Origin of the sequence: Micromonospora sp. DT68, assembly GCF_049847245.1 — a bacterium.
GTDB classification, from domain to species: Bacteria; Actinomycetota; Actinomycetes; order Mycobacteriales; family Micromonosporaceae; genus Micromonospora; species Micromonospora profundi.
Window position 1 is genome coordinate 345,659 of sequence record NZ_JBNCNZ010000001.1, and the last position, 15,812, is coordinate 361,470.

General features: G+C 71.1%; 15 protein-coding genes. 10 read left to right on the forward strand and 5 right to left on the reverse strand.

The features are described 5' to 3' along the window. Window position 1: 1 nt before the first annotated feature. Entirely contained in the window at window positions 2-1,585 is a 1,584-nt protein-coding gene (locus ACPXB1_RS01715) for an acyl-CoA mutase large subunit family protein (RefSeq protein WP_355592548.1), read from the forward strand. Window positions 1,586-2,033: 448 nt separating this feature from the next. Continuing rightward, window positions 2,034-3,293: an amidohydrolase gene (locus ACPXB1_RS01720; RefSeq protein ID WP_355592546.1), complete on the forward strand. Its 1,260-nt coding sequence runs from the start codon at window positions 2,034-2,036 to the stop codon at window positions 3,291-3,293. Here ACPXB1_RS01720 and ACPXB1_RS01725 read toward each other — a convergent pair. Continuing rightward, on the reverse strand, window positions 3,250-4,212 hold the full coding sequence (locus ACPXB1_RS01725; protein WP_355592846.1) for a DUF4349 domain-containing protein: 963 nt from the start codon (window positions 4,210-4,212) through the stop codon (window positions 3,250-3,252). The genes ACPXB1_RS01720 and ACPXB1_RS01725 overlap by 44 nt on opposite strands. A 93-nt stretch (window positions 4,213-4,305) precedes the next feature. On the opposite strand from ACPXB1_RS01725, the gene ACPXB1_RS01730 reads away from it, so the two are divergent. The 6 genes from ACPXB1_RS01730 (at window position 4,306) to ACPXB1_RS01755 (ending at window position 8,498) form a co-directional block, all read left to right on the forward strand. Beyond that, the gene (locus ACPXB1_RS01730; RefSeq protein ID WP_355592544.1) at window positions 4,306-4,935 is read left to right on the forward strand and encodes an MBL fold metallo-hydrolase; all 630 of its coding nucleotides are present in this window, start codon (window positions 4,306-4,308) and stop codon (window positions 4,933-4,935) included. 4 nt (window positions 4,936-4,939) lie between these two features. Further along, a complete protein-coding gene (locus ACPXB1_RS01735; protein ID WP_355592542.1) occupies window positions 4,940-5,911 on the forward strand; it encodes a hypothetical protein in 972 nt (323 codons plus the stop codon). 86 nt (window positions 5,912-5,997) lie between these two features. Beyond that, complete coding sequence (locus ACPXB1_RS01740) at window positions 5,998-6,732, forward strand: SCO6745 family protein (RefSeq protein ID WP_355592540.1); 735 nt, start codon at window positions 5,998-6,000, stop codon at window positions 6,730-6,732. A gap of 90 nt (window positions 6,733-6,822) precedes the next feature. Continuing rightward, window positions 6,823-7,077 carry a type II toxin-antitoxin system Phd/YefM family antitoxin gene (locus ACPXB1_RS01745; RefSeq protein WP_355592538.1) on the forward strand — a complete coding sequence of 85 codons (255 nt, stop codon included), beginning with the start codon at window positions 6,823-6,825 and terminating at the stop codon, window positions 7,075-7,077. Further along, window positions 7,074-7,448 carry a type II toxin-antitoxin system VapC family toxin gene (locus ACPXB1_RS01750; protein ID WP_355592536.1) on the forward strand — a complete coding sequence of 125 codons (375 nt, stop codon included), beginning with the start codon at window positions 7,074-7,076 and terminating at the stop codon, window positions 7,446-7,448. The genes ACPXB1_RS01745 and ACPXB1_RS01750 overlap by 4 nt, the downstream gene beginning before the upstream one ends. 90 nt (window positions 7,449-7,538) lie before the next feature. After that, window positions 7,539-8,498, forward strand: a complete 960-nt coding sequence (locus ACPXB1_RS01755; protein ID WP_355592534.1) for a GNAT family N-acetyltransferase — start codon at window positions 7,539-7,541, stop codon at window positions 8,496-8,498. A 96-nt stretch (window positions 8,499-8,594) separates the two neighbouring features. On the opposite strand, the gene ACPXB1_RS01760 is transcribed toward ACPXB1_RS01755, so the two are convergent. After that, window positions 8,595-9,050 (reverse strand): gamma-glutamylcyclotransferase, encoded by a 456-nt coding sequence (locus ACPXB1_RS01760; RefSeq protein WP_132233291.1) that lies wholly within the window; start codon window positions 9,048-9,050, stop codon window positions 8,595-8,597. Between the two features lie 106 nt (window positions 9,051-9,156). On the opposite strand from ACPXB1_RS01760, the gene ACPXB1_RS01765 reads away from it, so the two are divergent. Beyond that, window positions 9,157-10,560: an NAD(P)H-quinone dehydrogenase gene (locus tag ACPXB1_RS01765; RefSeq protein ID WP_355592532.1), complete on the forward strand. Its 1,404-nt coding sequence runs from the start codon at window positions 9,157-9,159 to the stop codon at window positions 10,558-10,560. Between the two features lie 38 nt (window positions 10,561-10,598). Here the strand turns inward: ACPXB1_RS01765 and ACPXB1_RS01770 are convergent, their stop codons facing one another. Further along, on the reverse strand, window positions 10,599-11,249 hold the full coding sequence (locus ACPXB1_RS01770; protein ID WP_355592530.1) for a DUF998 domain-containing protein: 651 nt from the start codon (window positions 11,247-11,249) through the stop codon (window positions 10,599-10,601). Between the two features lie 72 nt (window positions 11,250-11,321). Then, the gene (locus tag ACPXB1_RS01775; protein WP_355592528.1) at window positions 11,322-12,023 is read right to left on the reverse strand and encodes a DedA family protein; all 702 of its coding nucleotides are present in this window, start codon (window positions 12,021-12,023) and stop codon (window positions 11,322-11,324) included. Between the two features lie 516 nt (window positions 12,024-12,539). Between ACPXB1_RS01775 and thrS the strand changes: the two genes are divergently transcribed. After that, a complete protein-coding gene (gene thrS, locus ACPXB1_RS01780) occupies window positions 12,540-13,757 on the forward strand; it encodes a threonine--tRNA ligase (RefSeq protein ID WP_355592526.1) in 1,218 nt (405 codons plus the stop codon). Window positions 13,758-13,801: 44 nt separating this feature from the next. Here the strand turns inward: thrS and ACPXB1_RS01785 are convergent, their stop codons facing one another. Next, window positions 13,802-15,715: an ABC transporter ATP-binding protein gene (locus tag ACPXB1_RS01785; RefSeq protein WP_355592845.1), complete on the reverse strand. Its 1,914-nt coding sequence runs from the start codon at window positions 15,713-15,715 to the stop codon at window positions 13,802-13,804. Window positions 15,716-15,812 lie beyond the last annotated feature (97 nt).

The following is a 15,812-nucleotide window of genomic DNA, read 5'->3' on the forward strand; positions in this document are numbered from 1 at the left end:
GATGAGCGAATGGCGGCCAAGCGAGTCCGGGTTTCCGATCAACGCCGTCTACACGGCGGCCGACCTCCCGGAGGACCTGGACTCCCGGCTGGGAGGCCCGGGCGAGTTCCCGTACACACGGGGGGTCTACCCCACGATGTACACCTCCCGTCCGTGGACCATGCGCCAGTATGCCGGCTTCGGCACCGCCACCGAGTCCAACGCGCGCTACCACCAACTGTTGCGGGCCGGCACGATGGGCCTCTCCGTCGCCTTCGACCTGCCCACGCAGATGGGCTACGACTCGGACGACCCCATCGCGCACGGCGAGGTCGGCAAGGTCGGCGTGGCAATCGACTCCATCGAGGACATGCGGCTGCTCTTCGCCGACATCCCGCTGGACAAGGTCTCCACCTCGATGACCATCAACGCGCCCGGCTCGGTGCTGCTGCTGCTCTACCAGCTCGTCGCCGAGGAGAACGGGGTGCCGGGCACCGCCCTCAACGGCACCATCCAGAACGACATCCTCAAGGAGTACATCGCCCGGGGGACGTACATCTTCCCGCCGAAGCCGTCGCTGCGCCTGGTGGCCGACACGTTCGCGTACTGCCGCAAGGAGGTGCCGAAGTGGAACACGATCTCCATCTCCGGCTACCACATGGCCGAAGCCGGTGCCACTCCCGCGCAGGAGATCGCCTTCACCCTTGCCAACGGCGTGGAGTACGTGCGGGCGGCGCTGGCCGCGGGGCTCGCCGTCGACGATTTCGCGCCCCGGCTGTCGTTCTTCTTCGTGGCCCGTACGACGCTGCTGGAGGAGGTGGCGAAGTTCCGCGCCGCCCGCCGGATCTGGGCCCGGCTGATGCGTGACGACTTCGGCGCCAAGGATCCGAAGTCGATGATGCTGCGCTTCCACACGCAGACCGCGGGCGTGCAGCTCACCGCCCAGCAGCCGGAGGTGAACCTGGTCCGGGTGGCGGTGCAGGGGTTGGCCGCGGTGCTCGGCGGCACCCAGTCGCTGCACACGAACAGCTTCGACGAGGCCATCGCGCTGCCCACCGAGAAGGCCGCCCGGCTCGCGCTGCGCACTCAGCAGGTGCTGGCGTACGAGACGGACCTGACGGCAACCGTCGACCCGTTCGCCGGCTCGTACGTGGTGGAGGCGATGACTGCCGAGATCGAGGCCGCCGCCGTCGAGTTGATGGAGCGGGTCGCCGACCACGGCTCGGCAGTGGACGCCATCGAGGCCGGGTTCCAGAAACGGGAGATCGAGCAGTCCGCGTACCGGATCGCCCAGGAGATCGATTCCGGCGAGCGCGTGGTGGTGGGGCTCAACCGGTTCACGGTGGACGAGGAGGAGCCGTACGAGCCGCTGCGGGTCGACCCGGCGATCGAGGCGGCGCAGGCCGACCGGCTGGCCCGGTTGCGCGCCGAGCGGGACGCCGACGCGGTGACGCGTGCCCTCGCCGAGCTGCGGGCCGCCGCCGAGGGGTCCGACAACGTGCTCTACCCGATGAAGGAGGCGCTGCGGGCCCGGGCCACGGTGGGCGAGGTCTGCGGAACGCTGCGCGAGGTGTGGGGGCTGTACCGGCCCAGCGACAGGTTCTGACCGACTCCGATCGCCCTCGGGGTGTGCCGAAGCGGCTTCGGGGGTACGCCGACCGGGTGCACCGTGACGCACATGGTGTGCGGTCACGGTTTGCCAACGCATGTGAGCGTCCTTATTCGGTCGTTGCGGAGTGTGGTCGGTTAATTGTCGGAGTGTCAGTTCATCACCCCGACTAATGCGACAATTCGCGGCAAGGGCGTGCGAGTGGGATCCCCTCTCGGCGTCGCCGGTTTTGATTACGCGTTGTAGGAGGTGAGGGGGGCGGATGACAGCGTTCGACAGTGATCTACCTGCTGTCTCGCACATCTCCGAGCGTTCTCAGCAGGGCATACGTGACGCTGCGCGCTCTGATCATTACCGTAACGAGGTTGCGCAGCGTCACCGTCGGAGGTCTAGGCTGTCTGCTGTCCCCGATGATCCATCCATCTCCAGTAATCGAGAATTCGACGTGACGAGTGCGTTGACGCTGCCCACAGGTGGCCAGCTGGCGTCGTCCTGGACGGACGCGCCGCCCGGTTCCCAGCCGCTGCCCCGCGACCTGGACCACCTCCTCGCGCTCCGGGTACCCGGGCTGATCGCTACGCGCCGTCACATCCACTCGCACCCCGAGCTCTCCGGCACGGAGTTCGAGACGGCCGCCCTGATCGCGCGGGAGCTGTCCCTGGCCGGCCTGCAACCTCGGCTGCTGCCCAAGGGCAACGGGGTGATCTGCGACATCAACGGCCGCCCGGACGGGCCGGTCGTCGCGCTGCGCGCCGACATCGACGCCCTGCCGCTCGACGACACCAAGGACGTGCCCTACCGCTCCACCGTGGAGGGCGTCTGCCACGCCTGCGGCCACGACGTCCACACCACGATCATGCTCGGCGTCGGCATGCTGCTGGCCCAACTCGCCGACCTCGGCGAGCTGGACGGCCGGGTCCGGCTCATCTTCCAGCCCGCGGAGGAGATCCTGCCGTGCGGCTCCCTCGAGGTCATCGAGGCCGACGGTCTGGACGACGTCGTGCAGATCTTCGCGCTGCACTGCGACCCGAACCTGCCGGTGGGCCAGATCGGCCTGCGCGTCGGCCCGATCACCGCAGCGGCCGACAACGTCACCGTCCGGCTCACCGGGCCGGGAGGGCACACCGCCCGCCCGCACCTGACCGTCGACCTGGTCGACGCGCTCGGCCGCCTGATCACCGAGGTGCCCGCCCTGGTCAGTCGCCGGGTGCCGGCAAACAGCGGGCTGCTGTTGGTCTTCGGCCACGCGTCGGCCGGCACCCGTTACAACGTCATCCCCTCCGAGGCGTCCGCCTCGGGCACCCTGCGGGTGATGGACCGGGACACCTGGGAGCAGGCGCCCAAAATAGTGGCTCAGGTGGTGCGGGACGTGATCGCCCCGACCGGCGCCACTGTCGACCTGGAATACCTGCGCGGTCGGCCGCCGGTGAGCAACGACTCCCGGGCCATCCAGGTGCTTACCGCCGCCACCACCGCCGCGCTCGGCCCGGACGGCGTCGCCGAAACCCCGCAGAGCATGGGCGGCGAGGACTTCTCCTGGTATCTGGAGTACGTCCCCGGCGCCCTCGCCCGCCTCGGCGTGGGCCGTTCCGGCCCCAACGTCGACCTGCACCGCGCGTCCTTCGACGTGGACGAGCGGGCCATCCCGGCCGGCGTACGCGTCATGGTGCAGACCGCGCTGCGGGCACTGGCGGCGGCCCGCTGACCGGTGCGGTGAGCGCCGGGGTCTTCCGCCGCCTACGCAGCACCAGCAGCAACACCATCACCGGTACGCCGAACGCCACCAGCCACGGCAGCAACGCCCCCAGCACGGTGACCAGGACTGTCATCGAGGCGACGAACGCCTTCCAGCCGCCCTTCAGCCCGACCACGAAGCCCGTTTCGTTCTCCTCGTCGCTGGTCTTCGCCGCCGGCCCGGCAAGCGAGACGGTGATCGTGGAGAGGGCCGTCAGGTCGGCCAGCCGCCGCTTCTTGGCCTCCAGCGAGGCCAGGTCCGCCTCCCGGCGGCCCAACTCGTTCTCCAGCGACACCAGGTCGGTGATCGAGGTGGCTCGGGCGAGCAGCCGGCGTGCGCTGTCCACACGCGCCCGCTGACTGATGATCCGGGCCTCCAGGTCGACCGTCTCCTCGGTGACGTCCTGGGTGTTGATGTCCCGGCTCTGCTGCCGGCCGAGCTTCGCGATCTCCTCCACCACACCGGAGAACTTCGCCGCAGGCACCCGTAGCTGCAGCTCCGCCTCGGCGTCCGCGTCGGCGCTGCGCCGTACGTCCCCGCCGATGAAGCCGCCGGCACGGCTGACGACGGCGTTGACCTCGCGGGCCGCCGCGTCCACATCGGTCACCTGCACCCGCATCGCTCCGGTGTAGACGATCGCCCGCTGGTCGACACGTAGGTCCGGAGCACCGGCCCCGGCAGCCCCCTGCGCGTCGGCGCCGCCGTTCTTGTCCGCCGCGCCGCCCTCCGTGACGGCCCGCTCGGGCGCCGAGGCGGCCGAGTCCCGCGCGCCGCTGTCGCCGGCACCGCATCCCACCATCGCCAGTGTCGCCGTGAGTGCTGTCGCCGCCAGTAGTGCGCCGCGACGCCGTCCTGCCCGTCCGTCCATCCCCGCTCCCATCGTTGTCAGCCGGTGTGGCGATACCTCGGACGTGGCGCGCCCGCCGGCTGGTTCCGGCAGACTGCGCTGAGGACATCACGATTCGATAGTCGAGGAGTCACGATGCGGCTCACCAAATACGCGCACTCCTGCCTCCGGGTGGAACACGACGGGGGAGTGCTCGTTGTGGACCCTGGGATGTTCAGCGACCCCCAGGCGTTGGACGGTGCGGACGCGGTGCTGGTCACCCACGAACACCCGGACCATCTCGACCTTGCGGCACTGCGTCCGCACCTCGACAGGCGGCCGGTGACGATCCACGGGCCTGCCTCTCTCGCCGGCACTCTTGGCGACGCCGCCGAGGCGCTGAGCCCTGTCGCTCCCGGTGAGTCGTTCACCGCCGCGGGGGTCCCGATCCGCGCGTACGGCGGGCGGCACGCGGTGATCCATCCGGACATCCCGGTGATCGACAACATCGGCTACCTGATCAACGACGTCGTCTACCACCCCGGCGACTCCCTCGTGGTGCCGGAGGAGACACCTGTCGACACGCTGTTCGCGCCGATCCACGCCCCCTGGTCAAAGTTCTCCGAGGTCGTCGACTTCATCCGGGCGGTCGCCCCGCGCCGCGCGTACGCCCTGCACGACGCCCTGCTCAACGACAACGGGCTGACTGTGCTCGACCGGCAGTACACGGCCCTTTCCGGCACCGAGTACCAGCGTCTGGAGCCCGGTAGCCGGGTGGACGTCTGACACGATGCCCGGCCCGCCCTCGGAGCTGGTGCAGCAGCTCTACCGCACCCCACCGGACCGGTTCGTGGCCGCCCGGGACGCCGCTGTGGCCGAGGCGCGGCAGGCCGGCGACCCGGGCACAGCCCGCCAACTGGCCCGGCTCCGCCGCCCCACAGTCGCCGCGTGGCTGGTGAACCTGCTCGCCATCCACCGTCCCGAACTTGTCGCCGACCTGGTCCAGCTCGCCGACTCGTTGCGGGTAGCGCAGCGGGAGCTGCGCGGGCCCCGGCTGCGGGAGCTGTCGGCCCAGCGCCGGGCGGTCGTCGGCGCGCTTGTCGCCGAGGTTCGCAAGCTCGCCGCGGCCGAGCCGGAGGCGCCGCCGGCCAGCCGGCTGCCGCTGGGCGAGGTGGAGGCGACACTGAACGCGGCGCTCTCCGACAGCGAGGTCGCCGAGCAGGTCCGGGCCGGGCGGCTGCTCCGGTCGGCTCACTACGCAGGCTTCGGCGAGGTGCCCCGACCGCAGCTGCGGCTGGTCACCGGCGACGACGACGAGCCGGAGCCGGAAACTCGCCCCGCCGCTCAGCGCACACGCGCCGCGGGCCCTCGCGCCGACCCGGCCCGGGAACGTGCCGCGCAGGCCGAACGCGCGGCGCAGCGGGCGGCCCAGGCCGAGCGGGCACGCCGACGTCGCGCACTGGACCGGGAGCTGGACCGCGCCCACGCCGACCAGCAGCAGGCCGAGGCCGAGCTGGCCGAGGCGACCGGGCAGGAGCAGGACGGCGTCGCCGTCCTCGACGGGATCGAGACCGAGTTGGCCGAGCTGGAGCGGCGGCGGGCCGTCGCGGAGCAGGATCTCAGCAGGGCCCGGCTGGCTCGGCGGGCGGCTGAGCGGGCCGTGACAGTGGCCCGCCGACGCGCGGGTGAGGTCGAGGCCGCCGTCGAGGCGCTGGTGGCCGAAGAGGGGGATGCGGACGCGGGCGGTGGCGCGGCAGACTGAGCATCGATGGACGACGAGGAACGGGGCCGTCACGCTCCGGCCGGGGCCGCCGTGGGCGTGCCGAGCCGCCTCCGGGGGGTGCCCGGATGACGCCGGAGCAGCTCGCCGCCGCCAGCAAACCCGTCGTTCTCGATCTCGGTGACGCGTTCAGCAGATGCCCGAGCACGCTGCGCCGGGCCCGACTGCTCGGCATCTCCGGCTGGGCGTTCTACATCAGCGGCCGGGCCGGAGCGCTCGGCGACGTACGCGCGGAGACAGCGGCCGCGGCCATCGGCTTCGTCGCCCCGGACGCGGTCGCCGACGGGTGGGACGCCGCAGCCCGGGTCCTCCCGCCGGCCGACGTGGCCGCCGCCAGCCTCGCCGAGTGCTGCCGGTGGGGGGCGGAGCGGCTGGGCGCGCTGCCGGGGGCCGAGCGGCTGGCCGGGCTCGTCGAGCAGGCGGTCGTTGCCGCGAACGCCAGCGGAATGCCGCTCTTCGCCGCCTGGCGGGCCATGCCGCTGCCGGACCTCTCCCCGGGAGCCCGGAGCGCGGCCGGGCTGCGAGTGCTCCGCGAACACTTCACCGGCGCGTACCTGCTGGCGGTGCGCGCGGCCGGCATGACGCCGCTGGAGGCGGTGCTGGCCGGGCCGGAGGGGGAGGCCGGCGCGGTGGCGTGCGGCTGGCCACCGCCGTACCCGCCGATCGGGCCGCTTGTGCGTCGACGCCTCTGGGCGGAGGCGGTGACGAACCGGTTGGCAGCGCATGCGTTCGAGGCACTCGGCCCCCGCGACGGCGCAGAATTTGTGGAGTTGCTGCACCACACCCGCTCCACCCTCGCCTGAGCGGGCCGAGCCGCAGGCAGCTCAATGAACTACGCGCATCCGGGCGGAGCGGACTAGACTAGGGTCTTAGCTAACCGAGGAGAGGAAGTCATGTCGAGCGAGGCCGTGCACTACAACATGCATGAGGCCAAGACCCATCTGTCGCGCATCATCGAACGGGTGGAACGCGGCGAGGAGATCATCATCGACCGGGCGGGCACCCCGGTGGCGAAGGTCGTGCCGCTGGTGCGGCGGGTCAACCGCACGGCAGTCGGCTCCCTCGCCGGGCAACTCGACCTCACGGGCGACTGGGATTCCGACGAGACGAACGCCGAGATCGCTGCGGACTTCGGCATCGGCGCATGACCCTGCTGCTGGACACCCACGTGGCGCTCTGGGCCATCACCGGCGATCCGACCCTCGGCGCCGAGTTCCTCGACCGGCTGCGCCACGACCCGGACATCGTCCTCTCCCCGGTCAGCCTGTGGGAGATCACCATCAAGCAGCGCGCGGGAAAGCTTGCGGGGCCCTCGGATCTCGCCGAGCGGGTAAGGGACCTGGGTTTCCGTGAACTGCCGGTGACCCATGCCCACGCCATCGTCGCCGGTCGCCTGCCACCGCACCACCGCGATCCCTTCGACCGCATGCTCGTGGCGCAGGCGATCACCGAGAATCTGACCCTGGCCACCCGCGACGCATCGATACCGTTGTACGACGTGGACGTACTCAAGATCTGATCGGGAGCCCTCGCCTGAAAGGGCCCGGCGCGCGCGACAGCGCGAAAAATGGGCGGCACCGTCGACGATCGGCTGTCAGGATGTGCTGCCGTGACGCTTCCCGCTGGCTGGACCATGCGCCGGCCCATCCTCGACGACGTACCGGCGATCCTCACGGTCGTGCACGCGGCCGACACCTTCGCCATCGGCCACCCCGACTTCGACGCCGAGGATGTGGAGGCGTCGCTGACCGCCCCCTACGTCGACCCGGCCCGCGACTCCTGGCTGGCGGTGGATCCGGACGGCACAGTGGTCGGCTGGGCGACGGTGGACAATCCGACAGGGGTCGGCCGGGAATTCGTGGAGGTCTACGTCGACCCGGCCCAGGCGGGCATCGTCCGCGCGCCGCTGCTGGCCCGGCAACTCGACCGGGTCGCCGAGCGCGCCGCCGAGCGGGGGCTGCCGGCGCTCACCGTCCGGTGCGCGGTCTTCGCACCCGAACGCGACTGGGAACGGATTCTGCGCGAGAGCGGTTTCACCCTCGCCAAACGGTACGTCCGGATGAACCGCCCATTGGCCGACCTGCCGGCCGAGCCGCCCCCGCCGGCCGGGGTGACAGTGCGCCCGGTCCGACCCGACGACGAGGCCGAACTGCGGGAGTTCCACAGGGTCCACGACACCTCCTTCGGCGACACCCCGGATCACGAGTCACTGTCGTACGAGCGGTGGCGGGCCCGCATCGGCGACGTGACCGCCTGGGACGAGTGGTTCGTCGCGGAGGTGGACGGGGTGCTCGCCGGCGCGCTGCAGTCCTCCGACCAGGGGCTGGAGCAGCAGGAGGGCTTCGTGAAGACCCTGTCGGTGCTGCCCGCGTACCGTCGGCGTGGGGTGGGTGCGGCGTTGCTGCGCCGCGCCTTCGCCCGCTACGCCGAGAAGGGCCGGGTCTCCGCCGGCCTGGGTGTGGACCTCACCAACCCGACCGCCCCGGTGTCGCTCTACCGCTCTGTCGGCCTGCGGGAGACCTGGTGGAGCGACATGTACGAGCGGGTCGTCCCGGCCGCCGGTGTGTGATTGACGACGCTCGACCGGCCCGCCGACCAGCCCGGCCGGCGACGGTTGCAGACTGTTCGGGTGCGAAAGGCGCTCAGAGGCTGCGGGGGGACCCGGTCAGGCCGAGGCGGTGCCGGTGGGACGGGAGCGAAGCTCGGTGACGTAGTCGTCGGGCGCACCCGCCTTCTCGGCGGCGTTCGCGATCTCGGAGAGGTACCAGGCGGTCGGCAGCCCGCCCTCGTAACCGTCGAACACGTAGATCCACGCGGTGACGTCACCGTCGAGGGTGGAGATCCGGACGTGCAGCTTGCGGTACGTGCCGGCCGTCACCCCTTCCAGCTCGTCGAGCTGGGCCGCGTCATACGGGTGGATGTCGTAGATCGCCACGAACACCCGGTCACCGGGGGACTCGACGACGGTGCTCACCGCGCCCTCCCAGCCGATGACGTCCTCCCCGGCGAAGGTCAGCCGCCACCCCTCCAGCCAGCCGGTGCCCACCATGGGCGAGTGCGGGCAGTAGGCCCGCATCCGGGCCGGGTCGAGGTTTGAGCCGTAGGCGGCGTGATGACGCACGGCGATGACGATAGCCCGGCGGACGGGTGGGGGAGAATACGACTGTGCGTGTCGGGTGCGTTCGGGAGAAGAAAGTCACTGTGAGCATCAACGAAGGGCTAACGCTGTGAGCCGGATCGTGATCATCGGCGGTGGGCCGGCCGGGTACGAGGCGGCGCTCGTCGCCGCCCAACTGGACGCCGATGTCACCGTGGTGGAGGCCGACGGCGCGGGCGGGGCCTGCGTGCTGTCCGACTGCGTGCCGTCGAAGACGTTCATCGCCAGCTCGCAGGTGGTCACCGGCTACCGGGACACCGAGGAGTTCGGGGTGCACTCGGACGGCCTGGAGGCGGTCACCGTCGACGCGCGGGCCGTGCACGAGCGGGTCAAGCGCCTGGCGCTGGCGCAGTCCGCCGACATCCACGCCAAGCTGCTCAAGGCGGGGGTCACCTTCGTGGCCGGCACCGCCCGGCTGGGCGATGACGCCCTCGGGCACACCCACATGGTCATCATCACCCCGGCCGACGGAGGCGAGGAATACTCGATCGCCGCGTCCACCGTGCTGGTGGCCACCGGCTCGACGCCCCGCCAGCTGCCGACCGCCGTGCCGGACGGCGAGCGCATCCTGACCTGGCGCCAGGTGTACGACCTGCCGGAGCTGCCCGAGCACCTGATCGTGGTCGGCTCCGGCGTGACCGGCGCCGAGTTCGCAAGCGCGTACCTGGCGATGGGGGTCCAGGTCACGCTGGTGTCCAGCCGGGACCGGGTGATGCCGCACGAGGACGCCGACGCGGCGTCCGCCATCGAGCGGGTGTTCCGCAACCGGGGTATGACAATCCTCAACAACTCGCGCGCCGACGCGGTCCGGCGTACCGCCGACGGGGTGGAGGTGGAACTGTCCGACGGCCGCAAGGTCACCGGTTCGCACGCGTTGATCGCTGTGGGCTCGATCCCGAACACCGCCGACCTGGGCCTGGCCGAGTACGGCGTGGAGCTGGGCCGGGGTGGCTACGTCACCGTCGACAGGGTTTCCCGGACGAACGTTCCCGGCATCTACGCCGCCGGTGACTGCACCGGTGTGCTGCTGCTGGCAAGCGTCGCCGCCATGCAGGGCCGGATCGCGATGTGGCACGCCCTGGGCGAGGCGGTGCGGCCGCTGCGGCTGCGGACGGTCTCGGCGAACGTCTTCACCGACCCGGAGTTGGCCACCGTGGGTGTCTCGCAGGACGAGGTCGACGCGGGCAAGATCCCGGCCCGGCCGGTGATGCTGCCGTTGTCGGGCAACGCGCGGGCCAAGATGGACGACCTGTCCGACGGCTTCGTGAAGCTGTTCTGCCGGCCGGCGAGCGGGCAGGTGATCGGCGGTGTGGTCGTCGCGCCGAAGGCCAGCGAGCTGATCCTGCCGATCACCCTGGCCGTGGAGAACAACCTGACAGTGAACGAGCTGGCCCAGACAATAACGATCTACCCAAGCCTGTCGGGCTCGATCACCGAAGCGGCCCGCCAGCTGATGCTCCACGAGCTGGAGTAACCCCAGCTCTCGTCGATCATGGAGTTGTGGTGGCCGGTTTACGCGGGCGCACCCCTTTTGCGGGGCACCACAACTCCATGATCGACCAGGGGACGGGTTTGGAGCACCGCCAGGGTCGCTAACACAGCTACTTCGGTCAGGATCAGCAGGCGCTCGATCAGGCCCAGTAGGACTCGGTCGCCGGGGTAGGCGGACCAGATCATCGCTGCGGCCAGGGCCAGGCTGAGCATGACCAGGGCGCGCACGATCCCTGCGGCAGGTGCCACGTCGGGCCGGCGGGCGAGCAGCCAACCGGCGGCCGGCAGCGCCAGGAAGGCGACCACCGAGGCGTACCGGTGCAGGTAGGCGGCGGTGGTCATGGGAGTGCCCGGGTCGTTTGTCGGCACCACCGCCGCCAGCAGCAGTCCGGCCACCCACGCGACGAGCAGCAAGTCGGTGGCCCGGCCGGCCCGTGTGCGCGGGCGGGGCGGGCCGGTGCGGCGCAGCCCGTACAGCAGCGCGGCGCTGGCGAGCGCGAGCACCACCATTGCGACGTCGATGACCCCACCCCGGTCGGAGACGGCGAAGTCGCTGATCGTCAACGTCCATGGGTCGAGGTGGTCGACCTCAAGATGACCGATCACTGTGAGCAGGGCCGCGAGGGCGATCCCGCCGAGGGCCAGCAGTCCGGTGTACCGGGTTCCAGGCATGACCCAGCCTGTCGCCGCGAGCACCCGAGCCGGATCCGGGACAGCCACCGACATGGCCCCCAGAAACCACCCCTAGAGGCAACCTCGCCGATCTTGCACCTTAGGTCGCCGTTCTGCGCGCTTCACACCATTCGTCGGGGCGCAAAGTGCAAGATCGCGGGGGATTGCGGCGGCTGCGGCGGCGGTGCGGGCGTGACGGGCGTTTATGAGCGTCATCGCCCATCCTGCCGCAGCGAAGCCGACCGCTGCTGCGGCGGCGATGATGGCCAGGCGCCACGCCGACTGGGTGAGTGCCGTGCCGCCCAGGTGCCCCACCATCGCGCCGTAGGTGGCCCAGGCCAGCGCGGCCACGCCCTCGTAGAGCAGGAACAGCCGGTACGGGTACCGGCTGCGGCCTGCCGAGAAGCACGCCGCCATGCGTCCCCCGGGCACGAACCGGCAGAGCAGGAAGACCATCGGCCCGGGCTGCCGCAGACCCTGCGTGACCCGGCTGGCCACCCGGCGGGCGCGGCTCAGCTCGGTGTGCCGGGGTGCCCGTCGATCCGGCGCGCTTCGACCGAGCAGGTAGCAGGCCAGGTCCCCGACGAACACGCCGAGCGCGCCGACGGCGATGATTGCCGGCAGGCTGAGGCCGCCGTACACGGTGAGCGCACCGCTGGTGATCATGATGAGCTGGGTGGGGATCACCGGAACGAAGGCGTCGGCGATCAGCAATCCGAGCAGCACCAGGTACGCCCACGTCGGTGACGCGACGTCAGTCAGTAGTTCGGGCACGCCTGCCACCTCGCCGGATGCGGCCGATTGTGTGTGTCGAGCCTGACGTCGTGCCCGGCGTCACCGTGCACGGCCCCGTCCCGTCGTGACCGTCGACACCACAGGCCACCCAGATACAACGAGTTGAACCATCTTTAGGTGACGACTCCCGGGTTGACGCACGGCGTCCGAGGCGGTCGGCGGATCGGCCCTCGTCGGCGTACCGTTGTCGGCGCGGCCGAGCCCGTCGGGTCCCCCGTTCCTGACGACTCGGGCTGCCCCGGGCCGCCGGCGGGTCCCGCGCCGGCGGCCCACCCCCTCTCCGGCTGCCGCAAAACCGGGTGCGTCCTTCTCCGCCCGGCCGGTAGCGTCGCCGCATGCGCAGCGCGGTGAGAGTGACCACGACGCCGGGTGTCCCCGGCGTGCCGCTCTGACGTAACCACAGTCGACAAGGCCCCGGGGCGATCCGCCCCCGAGGGCCGCGCGGCGTTCGGAGTCCAGGTCGCCCTCGGGTCGTACCCGATCCAGGAGCGCGACATGATCGACCACCGAAGGCTCGGACGTGAGCTGGACCTCTTCGTCTCCGATCCGCTTGCCGGTGCCGGCCTGCCGATCTGGTTGCCGGCCGGTGCCGCAGCCCGGCACGCCGTCGAGGAGTACGTCCGTGAGTTGGAGCGCCGGTCCGGCCACCAGCACGTCTACTCGCCGCCGCTTGGCAAACGCGAACTGTTCGAACTCTCCGGGCACCTCGGCTACTTCGCCGACGACATGTTCCCCCCGATGCGACTGAGCGCCGACGACGAGGTCGTGCTGCGGCCCGCGCTCTGCCCGCACCACGCGCTTGTCTTCCGCGCCCGGGGTCGCTCCTACCGGGAGCTGCCGCTGCGGATCGCCGAGCTGGGCGGCATGTACCGCTCGGAGCGCTCGGGTGTGCTCGGCGGGCTGTCCCGGGTCCGCGCCATCTCGCTCAACGACGCGCACACCTTCTGCGCGCCGGACCAGGTCGGCGCGGAGGTCGTCGAGATCCTCCGGCTGATCCGCGCCGCGCACGCCGCGCTCGGCGTCCGTCCGGCCGGCTTCCGGCTGTCGGTGCGCGGACCGGCCGGCAGGTACGTCGGCGACGACGCGCAGTGGGCCCACGCCGAGGACCTGCTCCGGGGCGCGCTCGCCGGTGTGGAGTACGTCGAGGCGCCGGGCGAGGCAGCCTTCTACGGTCCGAAGATCGACATCCAGATCGTCGACGCTGCCGGCCGGGAGTCGACCATCTCCACCATCCAACTCGACTTCGACAAGCCGGAGCGGTTCGACCTGTCGTACACCGATTCCGACGGCAGCCGGCGTCGCCCGGTGATGGTGCACCGCAGCCTCGTGGGCAGCATGGAGCGGCTGTTCGCGTACCTCATCGAGGTGCACGAGGGCGCCTTCCCGGCCTGGTACGCGCCGGTCCAGCTGGTGCTGCTGCCGGTGGGCGACGGGCAGGCCGGCGCGGCGACCGAGCTGGCGCGGCGGGCACTCGACGCCGGGCTGCGGGTCGAGGTCGACGCGGCCGGCTCGCTGGGCGGCCGGGTACGGGACGCGGCTCGCCGCCGTATCCCGTACCTCGGGGTGTTGGGCTCTCGGGAGGTGGCCGACGGGCGGTTGGCGCTGCGCTTGCGCGGCGGCCGTGCCCTGGATCCGATGCCCGTCGCCGACGTGCTCGCCCTGATCAACGGGCAGGTCGCCGCCCGCGCGGCCGACCTGCTGCCGCCGGGCTGACCGGCTCGTGGGCCCGGGGCGGACCGTCGACATGGCGGTCCGCCCTACACCGACGCCGGCTGGGCGGCCGGTTCCTCGTCGACCACCGCTCCGGTGAACTGTGATCGGTAGAGCCGGTGGTACGCGCCCTTGGCGGCGAGCAGTTGCTCGTGGGTGCCCTGCTCGACGATGCGACCGTTCTCCATCATGAGGATCAGGTCGGCGTCGCGGATGGTGGAGAGCCGGTGCGCGATGACGAAGCTTGTCCGGTCTGAGCGCAGCGCCGCCATCGCCCTCTGGAGCAGCACCTCGGTGCGGGTGTCCACCGAGCTTGTCGCCTCGTCCAGGATCAGCAGGGACGGTTCGGCGAGGAAAGCCCGCGCGATGGTGATGAGCTGCTTCTCGCCAGCGCTGACGTTGCTGCCCTCCTCGTCGATGACCGTGTCGTAGCCGTCGGGAAGGCTCCGCACGAACCGGTCCACGAAGGTGGCCCGCGCCGCGGCGAGGATCTCCTCCTCGGTGGCGTCCGGCCGGCCGTAGGCGATGTTGTCCCGGATGGTGCCGCCGAAGAGCCAGGTGTCCTGGAGCACCATGCCGATCCGGCCGCGCAGGTCGTCGCGGCGCATCGTGGTGATGTCCACCCCGTCCAGGGTGATCCGGCCAGCGTCCAGCTCGTAGAAGCGCATGATCAGGTTGACAAGCGTCGTCTTTCCGGCACCGGTGGGGCCGACGATTGCCACTGTGTGCCCCGGCTCCGCGACAAGCGACAGGTCGTCGATCAGCGGCTTGTCCGGCTCGTACCGGAAGGAGACGTGCTCGAACTCGACCCGACCGTGCGGGTCGACGACCCGGGCCGGTTCGACCGGGTCGGGGCTCTGCTCGTCGGCGTCGAGCACCGCGAAGACCCGCTCGGCCGAGGCCACCCCGGACTGGAGCAGGTTGGCCATCGAGGCGAGCTGCGTGAGTGGCTGGGTGAACTGCCGGGAGTACTGGATGAACGCCTGCACGTCGCCGAGGCTCATCGTGCCGGAGGCCACCCGCAGCCCACCGACCACGGCGATCGCCACGTAGCTCAGGTTTCCGATGAACATCATCGACGGCATGATGATCCCGGAGATGAACTGGGCGCCGAAGCTTGCCCGGAACAGCTCCTCGTTCTTGGCGTGGAACGCGGCCTCCACCTCGCGCTGCCGGCCGAAGACCTTCACCAGCTCGTGACCGGTGTACGCCTCCTCGATCTGGCCGTTCAGCTCGCCGGTGTGCGTCCACTGCGCGATGAACTGCTTCTGCGAGCGCTTCGCGATGCGCTGGGTGACAAGCACCGACAGTGGCACCGCGACCAGGGCCACCAGCGCCAGCAGCGGCGAGATCCAGAACATCACACCGAGTACGCCGACGACTGTCAGCAGCGAGGTGAGCAGCTGGCTGAGGGTCTGCTGGAGGCTTGTGGAGATGTTGTCGATGTCGTTCGTGACGCGGCTCAGCAGCTCGCCGCGCGGCTGCCTGTCGAAGTAGGGCAGCGGCAGCCGGTTGAGCTTCTCCTCCACCTCGGCGCGCAGCCGCAGCACTGTGCGCTGCACGACCCCGTTGAGCAGCCAGCCCTGCCACCACGACAGCGCGCTCGCTGCCAGGTAGAGCCCGAGCGCCAGCAGCAGCACCCGACCCAGAGCGTTGAAGTCGATCCCGACCCCGGGCACGACGTTCATCCGGGCCAGCATGTCGGCGAAGCTGTCGTTGCCGCTGGCGCGGGCCGCCGCGACGGCCTGCTCGGTGGTGGTGCCCGCCTCCAGGTTGCGACCGATCACCCCGTTGAAGATCAGGTCGGTGGCGTGGCCGAGGATCTTCGGCCCGGCCACACTGAACCCGACACTCACCACAGCGAGCGTGATGATCGCGGTCAAATGCAGCCGGTGCGGGCGTAGCCGGCCGAGCAGCCGCCGCGCGGACGGCCCGAAGTTCATCGACTTCTCGGCGGGCATCCCGGCGCTAGCCCAGTGTGGGCCGCCGGCCGGGCGGCCCGGCGGCAGCCGCTTCGGCGCAGCCGCATCGCCGCCGGGTCGCGTCGCGCCGGCTGCC

Excerpts from the sequence above, each read along its gene's own strand:
- ACPXB1_RS01785 (WP_355592845.1), bottom strand. The coding sequence starts at position 15,715 with ATGCCCGCCGAGAAGTCGATGAACTTCGGGCCGTCCGCGCGGCGGCTG.
- ACPXB1_RS01735 (WP_355592542.1), top strand. The coding sequence starts at position 4,940 with ATGCCCGGCCCGCCCTCGGAGCTGGTGCAGCAGCTCTACCGCACCCCA.
- ACPXB1_RS01750 (WP_355592536.1), top strand. The coding sequence starts at position 7,074 with ATGACCCTGCTGCTGGACACCCACGTGGCGCTCTGGGCCATCACCGGC.
- thrS (WP_355592526.1), top strand. The coding sequence starts at position 12,540 with ATGATCGACCACCGAAGGCTCGGACGTGAGCTGGACCTCTTCGTCTCC.
- ACPXB1_RS01745 (WP_355592538.1), top strand. The coding sequence starts at position 6,823 with ATGTCGAGCGAGGCCGTGCACTACAACATGCATGAGGCCAAGACCCAT.
- ACPXB1_RS01740 (WP_355592540.1), top strand. The coding sequence starts at position 5,998 with ATGACGCCGGAGCAGCTCGCCGCCGCCAGCAAACCCGTCGTTCTCGAT.
- ACPXB1_RS01730 (WP_355592544.1), top strand. The coding sequence starts at position 4,306 with ATGCGGCTCACCAAATACGCGCACTCCTGCCTCCGGGTGGAACACGAC.
- ACPXB1_RS01715 (WP_355592548.1), top strand. The coding sequence starts at position 2 with ATGAGCGAATGGCGGCCAAGCGAGTCCGGGTTTCCGATCAACGCCGTC.
- ACPXB1_RS01770 (WP_355592530.1), bottom strand. The coding sequence starts at position 11,249 with ATGCCTGGAACCCGGTACACCGGACTGCTGGCCCTCGGCGGGATCGCC.